Genomic DNA, 14,482 nt, shown 5'->3' with positions numbered 1-14,482 from the left:
CTTCAGTTAGCGATTGGCGCTAGGTGCGGCTAGGGCACGGGCGGCGGCGACATCCGCATTGATCGCCGTTTTCAGCGCCTCCAGAGAGGCGAAACGCTGCTCTTCACGCAGCTTTTGGTGGAAAACCACCGTCAAACGCCGGTCATACAGATCGCCGGCAAAATCTAAAAGATGAACTTCCAAGTGGGCCTTGCCATCGCCGGCCACCGTTGGCCGCACGCCGATATTGGCAACGCCGGGCCACGGCTGGCCATCGATATCGACGCTCACCAGGTAAACCCCGGTCAGCGGCACGCGGCGGCGCTTGAGTTGCACGTTGGCGGTGGGCGTACCCAGTTGGCGCGCCAGTTTTTGCCCATGCAGCACCCGCCCGGCGATGCGGAACGGGCGACCGAGCAAACGCTCGGCCAGGGGGAAATCCGCCGCGGCCAGGGCGTTACGGACCTGGGTGCTGCTCACGCGCAAACCATCGAGTTCGACGGTCTGTGCGGCTTCAACGGTAAAGCCCCGGGCACCACCGGCCTGCTGCAGGAAGTCGAAATCCCCCACCCGGTCGCAACCGAAGCGGAAGTCGTCGCCGACCTCCAGGTGCTGTACGCCCAGGCCATCGACCAGGATGGTATCGACAAACTCGGTGGCACTGAGTTTGCTCAAGCGCTGGTTGAAGGCCAGGCACAGCACCCGGTCGACGCCTTCTTCGGCCAGCAATTGCAGTTTGTCGCGCAAACGCGCCAGGCGTGCCGGGGCGGTGTCCGGCGCAAAGAACTCCCGCGGTTGTGGCTCGAATATCACCACGCAGCTGGGTACGCCCAACTCAAGCGCACGTTCACGCAGCCGACCCAGGATCGCCTGGTGACCACGGTGAACACCGTCAAAGTTGCCAATAGTGGCGACGCAGCCCCGATGCTGGGGGCGCAAGTTGTGGAGGCCTCGAACCAGCTGCATAACGCGCTTCTTGCTCATAAAGTGGTCGATTATAACCACACCCGGCGGCTGACGACAGGCAAGCTCGCCGCCAAATGCCTCGAACTGATGCCTGACGCGCACTTAAGCGCAAAAACCCGTCAGTTCAGGGCCTTGCGATTGAAATCACGCAGGCGAAAGCCCATCGCTGCGAGCATGCCGAAATAGGTCACCACCCCCGCCAGCACCAACGCACCGAGGCGCAGGAACCGCTCCAGCATGTGACCCTCACTCCAGGCCGGCATAAAGTGCAACGCCACCAACAGCACCGCCGACATCATCGCCACCGCCACCAGCAACTTCAGGCCAAAGCGCCCCCAACCTGGCTGAGGCTGATACATCTGCTGCTTGCGCAACTGATAGAACAGCAGCCCCGCATTGAGGCAGGCGCCGGCACTGATGGCCAGCGCCAGGCCCGCATGGGCCAGCGGCCCGATCAGCAGCAGGTTGAACAGTTGCGTGACCACGAGGGTGAAGATGGCGATTTTCACCGGCGTGCGGATGTTTTGCTGGGCGTAGAAGCCCGGCGCCAGCACCTTGATGACGATAATCCCAAGCAACCCGACCGAATAGGCGACCAACGCCTGCTGAGTCATGGCGGCGTCATGGGCGCCGAATTCACCGTACTGGAACAGCGAAACCGTCAGAGGCTCAGCCAGGATGCCCAAGGCCAGAGCGCAGGGCAGCACCAGTACGAAGCATAGGCGCAGACCCCAATCGAGAATGCGCGAATACTCGTGGCGGTCCTTGCTCGCGTAAGTCTTGGCCAACGTGGGCAACAGGATCGTGCCCAACGCCACCCCGAGGACGCCGGAGGGCAACTCCATCAAACGGTCGGCGTAGTACATCCAGGACACCGAGCCCGCCACCAGGAACGAAGCGAAAATCGTGTTGATAATCAAGGAAATCTGGCTCACCGACACACCTAGGATCGCCGGCAGCATCTGCTTCATCACCCGCCATACGCCGGAGTCGCGCAGGTTCAGGCGCGGCAACACCAGCATGCCGATTTTTTTCAGGTGCGGCAGTTGATAGAGCAACTGCGCCAGGCCACCGGCCAGCACCGCCCACCCCAGCGCCATGATGGGCGGGTCGAAGTAAGGGGTCAGGAACAACGTGAACAGGATCATGCTGACATTGAGCAGCGTCGGCACGAAGGCCGGTACGGAGAACCGGTTCCAGGTGTTGAGGATCGCGCCTGCCAGGGACGACAGGGAGATCAGCAATATATAAGGAAAGGTCACTCGCAGCAGGTCGGCGGTCAGGGTGAATTTTGCCGGTTCATCGGTAAAACCCGGTGCCGTCGCCCAGATCACCCAGGGCGCCGCTACCATGCCCAACACCGTGACCAGCGCCAGTACGAGCGTCAGCAGGCCCGAGACGTAGGCAATGAAAGTGCGGGTCGCTTCGTCGCCCTGCTGGCTTTTGTATTCCGCCAGGATCGGCACGAACGCTTGGGAAAACGCCCCTTCGGCAAAGATGCGGCGTAACAGATTGGGCAACTTGAACGCGATAAAGAACGCATCCGTGGCCATACCGGCACCGAATATGCGCGCAATAAGGGTGTCACGGACAAACCCCAGGACCCGGGAAATCATCGTGATAGAGCTGACGGCGGCCAAGGATTTAAGCAGATTCATGGAAAGAGTTTTCGCCTGTCGATAAACAGCAGGCGAACAACGCGCCCACTTATGCGATACTCCGCGCCGCAGCAGCACAGAGCCAAAGCTCGCGAGTTTACAGGTCAGGCGCCGGAAAGAAATATCCGGGTGCCCCACACCTACCACTTAGCGGAACGCATCAACCGCCCTTGACAAGACTTCAACTCATCGGCATGATTCGCGGCCTATTTTGTTTGCTATTCCCTAAAAAGTCTTTCGAGGAGCTCGACGGTGGCCAACTCACCTTCCGCCAAAAAACGTGCAAAACAGGCTGAGAAGCGTCGCAGCCACAACGCCAGCCTGCGTTCCATGGTTCGCACCTACATCAAGAATGTAGTCAAAGCCATCGACGCAAAAGACGCTGAAAAAGCACAAGCCGCTTACGTTCTGGCCGTGCCAGTCATCGACCGCATGGCTGACAAAGGCATCATTCACAAAAACAAAGCTGCTCGCCATAAAGGCCGCTTGAATGGCCACATCAAGGCATTGAACCTTGCTGTAGCAGCCTAAGCGACACGCTTGTTAAAAAACCGACCCCAGGGTCGGTTTTTTATTGCCTAGGATTTATACCGGCATAAAAAATGGGAGCCGGCAACGCCACTCCCATCCCCATAAATCACACCCATTTACTGCGCGCTATTGGCCCATGGCAGGATCGGGATGGCCGTCACCGCATTCTGCGGGCTGCCTTCGATCAAGCGGTCGCTGTACACCAGGTACACCAGGGTATTGCGCTTCTTGTCGAGGAAACGCACCACCTGCATGGTCTTGAACACCAGCGACGTGCGCTCCTTGAACACTTCATCACCCTCCTTGAGCTCGCCCTTGAAGCTGATCGGCCCGACCTGGCGACAAGCAATCGACGCCTCAGCACGATCCTCGGCCAACCCCAGACCACCCTTTACACCGCCCGTCTTGGCGCGGGACAGGTAGCAGGTCACACCTTCGACCTTCGGATCATCGAACGCCTCGACCACAATCCGGTCGTTCGGCCCGACAAACTTGAACACCGTCGACACCCGACCAATCTCTTCGGCCGATGCCAGCAACGGCATCGCCAGCAACAGCCCCAACCACCCTTTAGCCATGCGCATACAGGTTTCCCTTAAACCAGAATCAGGTTATCGCGGTGAACCAGTTCCGGCTCCGCCATGTAACCCAAGAGACCGACAATCGCCTCAGACGACTGCCCGATGATTTTTTGCGCCTCAAGGGCGCTGTAATTGGCCAGCCCGCGCGCGATCTCACGACCATCCGGCGCGACGCACACCACCATTTCACCGCGACGGAAGCTACCCTGCACCAGTTTCACACCCACCGGCAGCAGGCTCTTGTTGCCCCGAGACAAGGCAGAAACCGCCCCTTCATCCAGCACCAAGGTACCGCGCGTCTGCAGATGCCCGGCCAGCCATTGCTTGCGCGCCGCCAGCATGCCGCGCTCCGGCGACAGCAACGTGCCGATGCGCTCGCCAGCCTTGAGCCGGTCCAGTACCCGCTCCAAGCGCCCACCAACGATGATGGTATGAGCGCCGGAGCGCGCCGCCAGGCGCGCCGCACGCAGCTTGGTCTGCATACCGCCGCGCCCCAGGGCGCCACCCGTGCCGCCCGCCACCGCATCCAGCGCCGGGTCGTCCGCGCGCGCCTCGTAAATCATCTGGGCATCGGGGTTGTTGCGCGGATCGGCATCGAACATCCCGTCGCGATCCGTGAGAATCACCAGCAGATCCGCCTCCACCAAGTTAGCCACCAGCGCCGCCAGGGTATCGTTGTCGCCAAAGCGGATTTCATCGGTGACCACCGTGTCGTTCTCGTTGATGACCGGAATCACCTTGAGCTCGACCAGGGCACGCAACGTGCTGCGGGCATTGAGGTAACGCTTGCGATCAGACAGGTCATCATGGGTCAACAGGATTTGCGCAGTATGGCGACCATGCTCGGCAAAGCTCGACTCCCAGGCCTGCACCAAGCCCATCTGACCGATAGCAGCAGCAGCCTGGAGCTCGTGCATCGCGCTGGGTCGCGCCGTCCAGCCCAAGCGGCTCATGCCGGCAGCCACGGCCCCGGAGGACACCAGCACCAACTCCACACCCGCCTCATGCAGGGCCACCATCTGCTCGACCCAGACACCCATGGCCGCACGATCCAGCCCCTTGCCATCCGCCGTCAGCAACGCACTGCCGATCTTCACGACCCAACGCTGCGCACCTGTCACCTTGCTCCGCATCATCTTCAACCTTAGCTTGCGAGCGGCGCGACCCAGCACCACCCGCGCGATTATTAGTAGGAGTTTTTACAGATACTAAAACGCCGCTCAGTGAGCGGCGCTTGTAGTTTACTGCAACGAATCAGTCGCGGACGTAAATGATTTCCGGACCATCTTCGTCATCCACATCTTCCTCGTCCCAGTCGTCATCACCAATATCGTGAACCGACTTGACGCCGCTGCGGCGCAGTGCGCGCTGGTCATCCAGGGCTTGCAATTGGGCACGCGCCTCGTCTTCGATACGCTGATCGAGGTCCGCCAACTCTGCCTTGTAGACCGGGTCGTTAGCCAAGCGATCGGCACGATCTTCCAGGTAACGCATGATGTCGCGGGTCAGACGCTCAGTGCCTTCTTTGGCAATGGCCGAGATCACGTAGACCGGGCCAGTCCACTCCAGACGATCAACGATCTCCTTGACCCGCTCTTCGTGCTCTTCCTCAAGGATCTGGTCGCACTTGTTCAGCACCAACCAGCGATCGCGCTCGGCCAGGGACGGGCTGAACTTGGTCAGCTCACTGACAATCACCTCAGCTGCGTCTGGCGCACTGCTTTCATCCAGCGGCGCCATGTCGACGAGGTGCAGCAACAGACGAGTGCGAGACAAGTGCTTGAGGAAGCGAATCCCCAGGCCCGCACCGTCGGAAGCCCCTTCGATCAGGCCCGGGATGTCCGCAACTACAAAGCTCTTCCAGCGATCGACACTGACCACACCCAGGTTCGGCACCAGGGTGGTGAACGGATAATCCGCCACCTTCGGCTTGGCGGCCGAAACCGAACGGATAAAGGTACTTTTGCCCGCATTCGGCAAACCCAACAGGCCCACGTCAGCCAGAACCTTCATTTCCAGCTTGAGGTCACGCTGCTCGCCCGGCTTGCCAGGGGTTGTCTGACGCGGCGCGCGGTTGGTGCTGGATTTGAAACGGGTATTGCCCAGACCGTGCCAACCACCGTGAGCCACCAGCAGACGCTGGCCGGCCTTGGTCAGGTCGCCAATCACTTCCTGGGTGGCGGAGTCGATCACCGTGGTGCCCACCGGTACGCGCAGCACCAATTCCTCACCTTTTTTGCCGGTGCAATCGGTACTGCCGCCGTTGGAACCGCGCTCGGCATCAAAATGCCGGGTGTAGCGGTAGTCCACCAGGGTATTGAGGTTTTCGTCGGCGACCATGAACACCGAACCGCCGTCACCGCCGTCACCGCCGTTGGGGCCACCGTTTTCGATGAACTTTTCCCGACGGAAACTCATGCAACCGTTACCGCCGTCGCCGGCCTTTACTCGAATCGAAACTTCATCAACAAACTTCATAACAAAACGCCTCTCGCCGCATGGACGAGCCAAAAATCACCAAGACATAAGACTCTTGCAAAAATGAGCGCAGCGACCTCAATCAACGACCGCACAATCCAGCGCTGGCAGCCCATACAAACAGTTTTGCAAGAGACTCACCCCACAAACGAAAAAGCCCCGTCGCAAGACAGGGCTTTTCCAGCAACTACGTAATTATGCCGCGACGACTTCAGTCTTCGGGACAACGCTTACGTAACGACGACCGAAGGCGCCTTTAACCTGGAACTTGATCACGCCTTCGATTTTAGCGAAGAGGGTGTGATCTTTACCCATGCCAACACCGTAACCGGCGTGGAATTGGGTGCCGCGCTGACGCACGATGATGTTGCCTGGAACGATGACCTGGCCGCCATACATCTTCACGCCAAGGCGTTTGGCTTCTGAGTCGCGACCGTTACGGGTACTACCACCAGCTTTTTTGTGTGCCATGAGTTCAATTCTCCTAGTGAGGAATTAGGCTGAAATTAAGCCTGAATACCGGTGATTTTGATCTCGGTGTACCACTGGCGGTGGCCCATACGCTTCATGTGGTGCTTACGACGACGGAACTTGATGATGCGGACTTTATCGTGACGACCTTGGGAGATCACTTCAGCCACAACGGTAGCACCAGCAACAACTGGGGCACCGATATTTACGTCGTCGCCATTGGCAACCAACAGAACGCGATCAAAAGTGACGGATTCGCCGGTAGCGATTTCCAGCTTTTCGATCTTCAGGTATTCACCTGGAGCGACTTTATACTGCTTGCCGCCTGTAACGATTACTGCGTAAGACATGGTATTTCTCCGATAATCCTGCTCACCCAGCTCTTTATAAGAAGAGGTATTGGCTGGCATGGCTGCATGAGGCTGGAACGGCCCAGATGCAATTGCGTAAGGCAGGTGCTGCCCAGGAAGTTCAGGGTGCGCGATTGTACGCAAGGCACCCGCACCTTGCAAGGGGGCGTCCAACGCGCCTTGACACCCAGGGGCACGGGTCCTAGCATGCCGCGCAACCCTTCTGGAGCACCTGTCGCTGATGCAACCCCAAGCTTTCTACCGCGCGGTGGCGGACGATTTTAGCGCCGTCGACGGTATCATCAAGAAACAGCTGACTTCCCGAGTACCGCTGGTATCGAAAATCGGCGACTACATTACCTCGGCCGGGGGCAAGCGCCTGCGTCCTCTATTGGTGCTGCTGTGCGGCAAGGCGCTGGGCCGCGAGGGCGACGACATGCGCCTGCTCGCCGCAACCATCGAGTTCCTGCACACCGCCACCCTGCTGCATGACGATGTGGTCGATATGTCCGGCATGCGCCGTGGCCGCTCCACCGCCAACGCCATGTGGGGCAACGCCCCGAGCGTGCTGGTGGGCGACTTCCTGTACTCGCGCTCGTTCGAGATGATGGTCGAGCTGGGCTCCATGCCAGTGATGAAGATCCTCTCCCAGGCCACGCGCATCATCGCCGAAGGCGAGGTGCTGCAACTGTCCAAAGTGCGCGACGCCAGCACCAGCGAAGAAACCTACATGGAAGTCATTCGTGGCAAGACCGCCATGCTCTTCGAGGCTTCTACCCACAGTGCCGCCGTCCTGGCCGGCGCCACCGCCGAACAGGCAGAGGCGTTGCGCACCTTTGGCGATCACCTGGGCGTGGCGTTCCAACTGGTTGACGACCTGCTCGACTACCGTGGCGACGCCGACACCCTGGGCAAAAACGTCGGCGATGACCTGGCCGAAGGCAAGCCGACCCTGCCGCTGATCTACACCATGCGCGAAGGCACCGCCGAGCAAGCCGCGCTGGTGCGCCAGGCAATCCAAAAGGGCGGCATCGAAGACCTGGAAAGCATCCGCACCGCCGTGGAAGCGTCCGGCTCGCTGGAATACACAGCGCAACTGGCACGCGATTACGTGGCTCGCGCCATCCAGTGCCTGGAAGCCATCCCGGCCAGCGAGTACCGCGACGCCCTGATCGAATTGAGCGAGTTCGCGGTCGCCCGTACTCACTGACCGCCACACCCGGTGGGAGCACGCCTGCTCCCACTTGCTTTTGCGTTGCACCCCTGCCCCAGCTAAAACCCTATACAATGTGCGCTTTTTAGCGATCCTGAATCCAAGGAGCCTTAGTGAGCACGTTGCCACCCTGCCCAAAATGCAATTGCGAATACACCTATGAAGACGGCGCACAGCTGATCTGCCCGGAGTGCGCCCACGAGTGGTCCGCCTCTGACGAGGCCGAGACAGCCAGCGACGAAACCGTGAAGAAGGATTCGGTCGGTAATGTCCTGCAAGACGGCGACACCATCACCGTCATCAAAGACCTCAAGGTCAAGGGCACTTCCCTGGTGGTCAAGGTCGGCACCAAGGTCAAGAACATCCGCCTGTGTGACGGCGACCACGACATTGACTGCAAGATCGAGGGCATCGGCCCGATGAAGCTCAAGTCCGAGTTCGTCAGAAAGGTCTGAACCATGCTGGCTGCCATCCCGTGCAATGCGGGACGGCACCGCGGCCAGCAATAGCAAAAAGCCATAGCTCTGTCAGCCCATGCAATGCCCACACAAAAAAATGCAGAAATCGCCAATAGGCGCTTGCTATTACTTGAATAAGAATTATTCTCATCGAACCCTTCAACGGAGATGAGAACCATGACTTATTTGATCGACGCCTGGCTGGACCGCCCACACCCCTACCTCAGGATCCTTCACAGGGAAACCGGGGAAGTCTGTGCCGTATTGGAAGAAGAAGCGCTCAATGAGCTGCAAGACCAGGGCGACCTGGATCTCCATGGCCTGAACTCCAGCGAGCCGGTGGTGCTTAAGGAGTTGGTGCGCAACCTGTTTCTGTTCTGCTATGCCCGAGCCTTGCGCCCGGTGACGGAGCTCAACGGTAAGTTCCACCCATGAACCACCCCGCAGAACCTATAGAAGCAAACGGTGCGGCGACCCGACTTGCCCGCGGCTGTTTCACCGCGGCGCAAACCTGAAATCGAGTTGCCTGCATCGCAATGCAGGCCCACACCGCTTCAACCAACCTTACAGAACGTCGAGCAGTTCGACGTCGAACACCAAAACGCTGTGCGGCGGGATGCTACCCACGCCCTGAGCGCCGTAGGCCAGTTCGCTCGGCACGTACAAGCGCCATTTGCTGCCGGCATTCATCAGTTGCAGGGCTTCGGTCCAGCCAGCGATCACGCCACCCACCGGGAATTCCGCTGGCTGCCCACGATCGTAGGAGCTGTCGAATACCGTGCCGTCGATCAGCGTGCCGTGGTAGTGCGTGCGCACGGTGTCTTCACGCGATGGCTTGGCGCCTTCACCCGCGGTCAGCACTTCGAATTGCAGGCCGGAGGCCAGAGTAGTGATGCCTTCGCGCTTGGCGTTGTCGGCCAGGAATGCCAGGCCAGCGCCGGCAGCGGCTTCAGCCTTGGCAGCGGCTTCGGCTTGCATGACTTCGCGGATAACCTTGAAGCTGGCGGACATTTCTTCCTGGCCAACACGGCTTTCCTTGCCGGCGAAGGCGTCGGTCAGGCCTGCCAGGATCGCGTCCAGGCTAACGCCGGGCGGCGGGTTGTCGCGCAGTTGGTCGCCCAACTGACGGCCAATGCCGTAGCTGACGCGGGTTTCGTCGGTGGACAGATTGACTTCGGACATAACACGGCTCCGCTGTGGGGCACCCTGGAAGCCGCTTGGTATAAGGCCGGCTCCCGGAAAACCCTTGATAAAAAGGGCGAGCAGACTAGCACACTGCCGCGATCGAGATCAGTAGGCGCAAAGTGCGCGCCTACTGGCGCCGGGGAATCAGTGTTTGGTCAGCTTGTCCAGGTAACCCATGGCGAATGCCGAGACCACGAACGTCATGTGGATGATGACGTACCACATCAAGTGCTCGGGATCGACGTTCTTGGCATCCATGAAGATGCGCAGCAGGTGGATCGACGAGATCGCGACGATCGAGGCGGCCACTTTCATCTTCAGGGAAGACGAATCCATGGTACCCAGCCAGTTGAGCTTCTCTTTGTGGTCATCGATGTCGAGTTGGGAGACGAAATTCTCGTAGCCGGAAATCATCACCATCACCAACAGGCCGCCCACCAGCGCCATGTCGATCAGCGACAACAACACCAGGATCAACTCGGACTCCGCCATCGCGAAAATGTTGGGGAAAACGTGCAGCACTTCCTGGAAGAACTTCAGCGCTAACGCCAGCAAGCCCAGGGACAGGCCAAAGTAGATCGGCGCCAGCAGCCAACGCGAGGCGTACATAGCATTTTCGATAAAACGTTCCATTGAATCTCACACAAGGGCAGAAAATGGCGGCGAGTATAGCAGCCGCTCAAACACCCATAAACCGCGGTGCCGCGCCTAGAACGCCGTGGGGTGGCAGCGCCCGCCATTGATCTCGCGCAGTTGCGCCTGCAAGTGCAGGCACCAGATCTGCGGGTCGTCGGCCAACTCATAGCCGTGGGACGTCAGGCTTTCAACGATGGTTTTCAGAATGGACTCGGCGACGAACGGCCCATGGAACGGGCCCTGCGCCTTGATCGCCGTGGGCTGCTCGCCGGCCATACCGGCGGCGAATAGCAACGTCCACATGCCGGTTTCCCCGGCGAGCGGGCGAATGCTGCATTCGATGCGGGTGACCAGGCCCAGGCACTGGCGGGTGAGGCAGAGGTTGCGCGGCATGGCGGCGACCCTCGGTAGATCCGGTGTTCAGCCCCCACGAGGGGGCCGGCTCGATCCAGTGATGACTGTCGATTCCCTGTCCTGAGCATAGAAGAAAAGCCAAGTCAGCAAGTTGGCGGGCCTAACCAGGCGCCGAATGGTCATTGTCGACTTTTTGACGCATCGAAATGGCAAGCGGGGCCGACCCGCTTGCCACAGGCCTCAGGCGGGCTTGGCTTCGACCAACGCCTGCTGCGCCAACTCCTTCTCGGCGTCCTTGAGGTCGTCTTCGCTAATCATTTCCGCGATCACCCGCAAGCGCTCCACCACCCGCGCATTGACGCTGCCTTCGGGGAACTGCCCCTCCTCATCCGGCTCGCCGGCCGGCTCACCGACCAACAGGCTCAGGGCTTCGTCCGCCTGACGCACGGCATACACGTGGAACTGTCCGGCCCGCACCGCCGCCAGGACTTTCTCGTCGAGCATCAAGGTGGCGACGTTAGCCTGGGGAATGATCGCCCCCTGCTCCCCCGTCAGCCCACGGGCCTCGCAGAGGCGGAAGAAGCCTTCGATCTTCTCGTTGACCCCGCCCACCGCTTGCACTTCACCGAACTGGTTGATCGAGCCGGTAATGGCAAAACACTGCTTGAGCGGCGTTTTGGACAATGCCGAAATCAGCGTGCACGCCTCGCCCAGGGAGGCGCTGTCGCCATCGACGTAGCCGTAGGACTGCTCCAGGGCAATGCTTGCGGAAATCGCCAAGGGGAATTCCTGGGCATAGCGGCTGCCCAGGTAACCGGTGAGGATCATCACGCCCTTGGAGTGAATCGGTTGCCCGAGGTTGACCTCGCGCTCGATGTCCACGATACCGCTGCCGCCCGGGTACACCGTGGCCGAGATCCGCGCCGGCACACCGAAGGCCGAATCGCCCACTTCCAGCACCGTCAGGCCGTTGCACTTGCCGACTGCGGCGCCGTCGGTGTCGATCAGGATGATCCCCGCCAGCATGTCGTCGAGAATCCGTGCCGACACCCGGCCAGTGCGGGTGGCCTTGGCCTTGAGGGCGCGTTCGATATGCCCGGCATCGGTCATTTCATCGCCGGCCAGGTGGCGAATGAAATCCGCCTCGCTGACCAACTGGAATAGATCGCCGATACGCGCCGACAAGCGCCCCTGATGCTCGGCCAGGCGTGCGCTGTAGGTGGCCAGGCGCGCCACCGCGTCGGCGGTCAGCGGCGCCATGCCTTCTTCGCTGGTGCGGGTTTTGAGTAACTGGGCGAACTGTTCCAGGCTTTCGTCGACCATCGGGATGTCTTCGTCGAAGTCCACCAGCACCCGGAACATCTCCTGGAAGTCCGGATCCAGGTCCTGCAGCGTGTAGTACAACTGGCGCGCGCCGATAATGATGACCTTGACCTGCAACGGAATGTGCTGCGGCGTCAGGGTCACCGTGGCCAGGCGCCCCAGTTCGCCCAACGGCGACTCCATTTTCAGCTTGCGCGATTGCAGGGCGCGTTTGAGCGCGTCCCACACGAACGGTTCGCTGAGCATTTTTTCCGCTTCCAAGATCAAGAAGCCGCCATTGGCGCGGTGCAGCGCACCGGGGCGCAACTGCCGATAGGTGGTGTAGAGCGCGCCCTGGTCGGTGCTGTACTCGATGCGGCCGAACAGGTTGTCGTAGGTCGGATGGGGCTCGAACACCACCGGCGCGCCGCCACTGGCGGGGTGGCCGACCACCAGGCTGGGGCAGTACTGCTCTTCGAGCAGTTTGCGCGCCACGGCGTCGGTCTTGCTGTCGTCCACCAGTTGCTCGACCACGGTCTTGAGCAAATACACCTGCATCGCTTGCAGATAGCCGCACACGGCGGCGTTTTCCGCGTACTTCTGCGACAACGGCGCCAACAGCGGCTGCAAGGCCAGGGTGATGGTCTCTTCGTTGAGCTGGCGCATCTGGTTGCTCGACTCACGCTTCCACTGCGGCAGGCTCGCCAGCTCTTCGTTCAGGCGCTCTTCCAGTTCGGAGATATCGACGTGGAAGCGCTCACGCTCAGCCTCCGGCAATTGGGCGAACTCCGCCTCGTCCAGCGCCTTGCCTTCGGCCATCGGGGTGAACGCGATATTGCTGCTGTCGCGGTACAGGGCGACGTCTTTTTCCAGGGCCAGGCGTTCGATCACGTCCAGCGCGCGGTCGTAGCGCTGGTTGAAGGCGCGGTCGATGGCGCTTTTCTTCTGCTGGTAGGACGGGTGCTCGAACACCGCCGGAAAAGTCGCCAGCAGGTTGTCGATTAAGCCATTGATATCGGCGATGAAAGCGCCCGCTTCGCCAGAGGGAAGCTCCAGGGCCCGGGGTTCGCGGGGGTCATCGAAGTTGTTGACGTAGACCCAGTCCGCCGGGGTCTGCAGGCGCTTGCCCTCGGCCTTGAGGTAGCGTTTGACGAAAGAAAAACGGCCGGTGCCCGGCTCGCCCATGACAAATACGTTGTAGCCGGGGCGTGGCATCGCCACACCGAACTGCAAGGCCTCGACGGCACGTTCCTGGCCAAGCACACCGCGAAAGGGCTCCAAATCATTGGTGGTCGAGAAGCTGAACTGTTCAGCGGAAAACGGACGGGTCAGCGCTTCAGGCGCGAGACGCAAGCTGGCAGCAACAGGATCAGGCATCGGACTTCCTTACATCAGGCGGGGCGGATGGCGGCATTCTGGCGCCGGGTATGCCTGGCTGGCAAGGCACGCGGTAACTGTAGCCGTCACCCGGGCGCAATGAAGACACCTGTGGGAGCGGGCTTGCCCGCGATGGCGGCGTATCAGCCTGTATCAGCGTTGGATAGGCCGACGCCATCGCGGGTGAGCGGAGCGCCGCCCCGCTCCACACACGTGCAGCTCATGGCATGCAGTCGGCCCCCTCCAGCCAGGAACACCACCCAAAACCCCGGTCAAGCCCCGATAAACCGGAGCCTCGACGATTGTTTTACAAAAAATCACGGAACCCTGGGATCGTGCCTAAACTCCAAGCTGCGCGGCTGGGCAAATAACCGGCCCGACTGGCGCTGATACGGGCCAGACTCCTGTCCATTGGTATGCACATAAAGAGAACAAAGCTATGAAACGGATTCTTCTCGGTACTCTCTTCGCCGCTGTATCCATCAACGCTATGGCTCAGGCGCCAGGCGGCCCGGATTGCGGTTGGGGCAACATGCTGTTCGAAGGTCAGCGTGGCACCCCGGCTCACTTCCTGGCATCCACCACCAACGGCACTTCCGGCAACGCCACGTTCGGCATGACTTCCGGCACCAACGGCTGCGCCACCAACGCTTCGCTGACCTACGGCGGCAAATCCTGGTTCGCCATGAACGGCATGATGAACGAACTCTCCGAAGACATGGCCAAGGGTCAGGGCGAAGCGCTGACCACCTATGCCGTGGTACTCGGCGTGGCACCTGAAGACCGCGCGCACTTCGCCGCAGTCACCCACGAACACTTCCAACAGATCTTCACCAAGGCAGACGCCACCGCTGAAGACGTGCATACCAACACCCTGGCCATCCTCAAGGGCGACGCTCGCCTGGCTAAATACGCCACTCCGGCATAAGCTCGGCCCACCCGC

16 protein-coding genes are annotated in these 14,482 nt (G+C 60.6%); 5 read left to right on the top strand and 11 right to left on the bottom strand.

Features of this window, described 5'->3' with window-relative positions:
• Positions 1-6: 6 nt before the first annotated feature.
• Together ribF and murJ are read right to left on the bottom strand one after the other, a co-directional pair.
• A complete protein-coding gene (gene ribF, locus CKW13_RS15265) occupies positions 7-945 on the bottom strand; it encodes a bifunctional riboflavin kinase/FAD synthetase (RefSeq protein WP_176465111.1) in 939 nt (312 codons plus the stop codon).
• 119 nt (positions 946-1,064) lie between these two features.
• Positions 1,065-2,603, bottom strand: coding sequence for a murein biosynthesis integral membrane protein MurJ (murJ, locus tag CKW13_RS15260; RefSeq protein WP_095109454.1), 1,539 nt, complete (start codon positions 2,601-2,603; stop codon positions 1,065-1,067).
• A gap of 252 nt (positions 2,604-2,855) precedes the next feature.
• Here murJ and rpsT point away from each other — a divergent pair, with 252 nt between their 5' ends.
• Positions 2,856-3,134: a 30S ribosomal protein S20 gene (gene rpsT, locus CKW13_RS15250; RefSeq protein WP_095109453.1), complete on the top strand. Its 279-nt coding sequence runs from the start codon at positions 2,856-2,858 to the stop codon at positions 3,132-3,134.
• Positions 3,135-3,250: 116 nt separating this feature from the next.
• Here the strand turns inward: rpsT and CKW13_RS15245 are convergent, their stop codons facing one another.
• The 5 genes from CKW13_RS15245 to rplU form a co-directional block, all read right to left on the bottom strand.
• Positions 3,251-3,718: a CreA family protein gene (locus tag CKW13_RS15245; RefSeq protein ID WP_095109452.1), complete on the bottom strand. Its 468-nt coding sequence runs from the start codon at positions 3,716-3,718 to the stop codon at positions 3,251-3,253.
• A gap of 11 nt (positions 3,719-3,729) precedes the next feature.
• Entirely contained in the window at positions 3,730-4,848 is a 1,119-nt protein-coding gene (gene proB / locus CKW13_RS15240) for a glutamate 5-kinase (protein ID WP_095109451.1), read from the bottom strand.
• 121 nt (positions 4,849-4,969) lie between these two features.
• Positions 4,970-6,193 carry an Obg family GTPase CgtA gene (gene cgtA / locus CKW13_RS15235; RefSeq protein ID WP_095109450.1) on the bottom strand — a complete coding sequence of 408 codons (1,224 nt, stop codon included), beginning with the start codon at positions 6,191-6,193 and terminating at the stop codon, positions 4,970-4,972.
• A gap of 195 nt (positions 6,194-6,388) precedes the next feature.
• Positions 6,389-6,664, bottom strand: a complete 276-nt coding sequence (rpmA, locus tag CKW13_RS15230) for a 50S ribosomal protein L27 (protein ID WP_095109449.1) — start codon at positions 6,662-6,664, stop codon at positions 6,389-6,391.
• Between the two features lie 35 nt (positions 6,665-6,699).
• Entirely contained in the window at positions 6,700-7,014 is a 315-nt protein-coding gene (gene rplU / locus CKW13_RS15225) for a 50S ribosomal protein L21 (RefSeq protein ID WP_003176051.1), read from the bottom strand.
• A gap of 241 nt (positions 7,015-7,255) precedes the next feature.
• On the opposite strand from rplU, the gene CKW13_RS15220 reads away from it, so the two are divergent.
• The 3 genes from CKW13_RS15220 to CKW13_RS15210 all read left to right on the top strand — a co-directional run bounded on the left by CKW13_RS15220 (position 7,256) and on the right by CKW13_RS15210 (position 9,120).
• The gene (locus CKW13_RS15220; RefSeq protein ID WP_095109448.1) at positions 7,256-8,224 is read left to right on the top strand and encodes a polyprenyl synthetase family protein; all 969 of its coding nucleotides are present in this window, start codon (positions 7,256-7,258) and stop codon (positions 8,222-8,224) included.
• Positions 8,225-8,340: 116 nt separating this feature from the next.
• Positions 8,341-8,682, top strand: a complete 342-nt coding sequence (locus CKW13_RS15215; protein WP_095109447.1) for a zinc ribbon domain-containing protein YjdM — start codon at positions 8,341-8,343, stop codon at positions 8,680-8,682.
• Positions 8,683-8,862: 180 nt separating this feature from the next.
• On the top strand, positions 8,863-9,120 hold the full coding sequence (locus CKW13_RS15210) for a hypothetical protein (RefSeq protein WP_095109446.1): 258 nt from the start codon (positions 8,863-8,865) through the stop codon (positions 9,118-9,120).
• Between the two features lie 129 nt (positions 9,121-9,249).
• Here CKW13_RS15210 and CKW13_RS15205 read toward each other — a convergent pair whose 3' ends face one another.
• The 4 genes from CKW13_RS15205 to CKW13_RS15190 form a co-directional block, all read right to left on the bottom strand.
• Positions 9,250-9,867: an FKBP-type peptidyl-prolyl cis-trans isomerase gene (locus CKW13_RS15205; protein ID WP_095109445.1), complete on the bottom strand. Its 618-nt coding sequence runs from the start codon at positions 9,865-9,867 to the stop codon at positions 9,250-9,252.
• A 147-nt stretch (positions 9,868-10,014) separates the two neighbouring features.
• A complete protein-coding gene (locus CKW13_RS15200) occupies positions 10,015-10,503 on the bottom strand; it encodes a TIGR00645 family protein (RefSeq protein WP_095109444.1) in 489 nt (162 codons plus the stop codon).
• Positions 10,504-10,578: 75 nt separating this feature from the next.
• On the bottom strand, positions 10,579-10,899 hold the full coding sequence (locus CKW13_RS15195; protein ID WP_095109443.1) for a hypothetical protein: 321 nt from the start codon (positions 10,897-10,899) through the stop codon (positions 10,579-10,581).
• 201 nt (positions 10,900-11,100) lie between these two features.
• Positions 11,101-13,539, bottom strand: coding sequence for a Lon protease family protein (locus tag CKW13_RS15190; RefSeq protein ID WP_095109442.1), 2,439 nt, complete (start codon positions 13,537-13,539; stop codon positions 11,101-11,103).
• A gap of 439 nt (positions 13,540-13,978) precedes the next feature.
• Here CKW13_RS15190 and CKW13_RS15185 point away from each other — a divergent pair, with 439 nt between their 5' ends.
• On the top strand, positions 13,979-14,467 hold the full coding sequence (locus CKW13_RS15185; RefSeq protein WP_095109441.1) for a DUF3015 domain-containing protein: 489 nt from the start codon (positions 13,979-13,981) through the stop codon (positions 14,465-14,467).
• The last annotated feature ends 15 nt before the right edge of the window (positions 14,468-14,482 follow it).

It is taken from the genome of Pseudomonas sp. Irchel 3E20 (genome assembly GCF_900187645.1).
GTDB lineage: Bacteria > Pseudomonadota > Gammaproteobacteria > Pseudomonadales > Pseudomonadaceae > Aquipseudomonas.
This window is presented reverse-complemented; position numbering and strand designations above follow the sequence as displayed.

Coding starts and splice junctions, on each gene's coding strand:
- ribF (WP_176465111.1), bottom strand. CDS start 945: ATGCAGCTGGTTCGAGGCCTCCACAACTTGCGCCCCCAGCATCGGGGC.
- murJ (WP_095109454.1), bottom strand. CDS start 2,603: ATGAATCTGCTTAAATCCTTGGCCGCCGTCAGCTCTATCACGATGATT.
- CKW13_RS15245 (WP_095109452.1), bottom strand. CDS start 3,718: ATGCGCATGGCTAAAGGGTGGTTGGGGCTGTTGCTGGCGATGCCGTTG.
- proB (WP_095109451.1), bottom strand. CDS start 4,848: ATGCGGAGCAAGGTGACAGGTGCGCAGCGTTGGGTCGTGAAGATCGGC.
- cgtA (WP_095109450.1), bottom strand. CDS start 6,193: ATGAAGTTTGTTGATGAAGTTTCGATTCGAGTAAAGGCCGGCGACGGC.
- rpmA (WP_095109449.1), bottom strand. CDS start 6,664: ATGGCACACAAAAAAGCTGGTGGTAGTACCCGTAACGGTCGCGACTCA.
- rplU (WP_003176051.1), bottom strand. CDS start 7,014: ATGTCTTACGCAGTAATCGTTACAGGCGGCAAGCAGTATAAAGTCGCT.
- CKW13_RS15220 (WP_095109448.1), top strand. CDS start 7,256: ATGCAACCCCAAGCTTTCTACCGCGCGGTGGCGGACGATTTTAGCGCC.
- CKW13_RS15210 (WP_095109446.1), top strand. CDS start 8,863: ATGACTTATTTGATCGACGCCTGGCTGGACCGCCCACACCCCTACCTC.
- CKW13_RS15205 (WP_095109445.1), bottom strand. CDS start 9,867: ATGTCCGAAGTCAATCTGTCCACCGACGAAACCCGCGTCAGCTACGGC.
- CKW13_RS15200 (WP_095109444.1), bottom strand. CDS start 10,503: ATGGAACGTTTTATCGAAAATGCTATGTACGCCTCGCGTTGGCTGCTG.
- CKW13_RS15195 (WP_095109443.1), bottom strand. CDS start 10,899: ATGCCGCGCAACCTCTGCCTCACCCGCCAGTGCCTGGGCCTGGTCACC.
- CKW13_RS15190 (WP_095109442.1), bottom strand. CDS start 13,539: ATGCCTGATCCTGTTGCTGCCAGCTTGCGTCTCGCGCCTGAAGCGCTG.
- CKW13_RS15185 (WP_095109441.1), top strand. CDS start 13,979: ATGAAACGGATTCTTCTCGGTACTCTCTTCGCCGCTGTATCCATCAAC.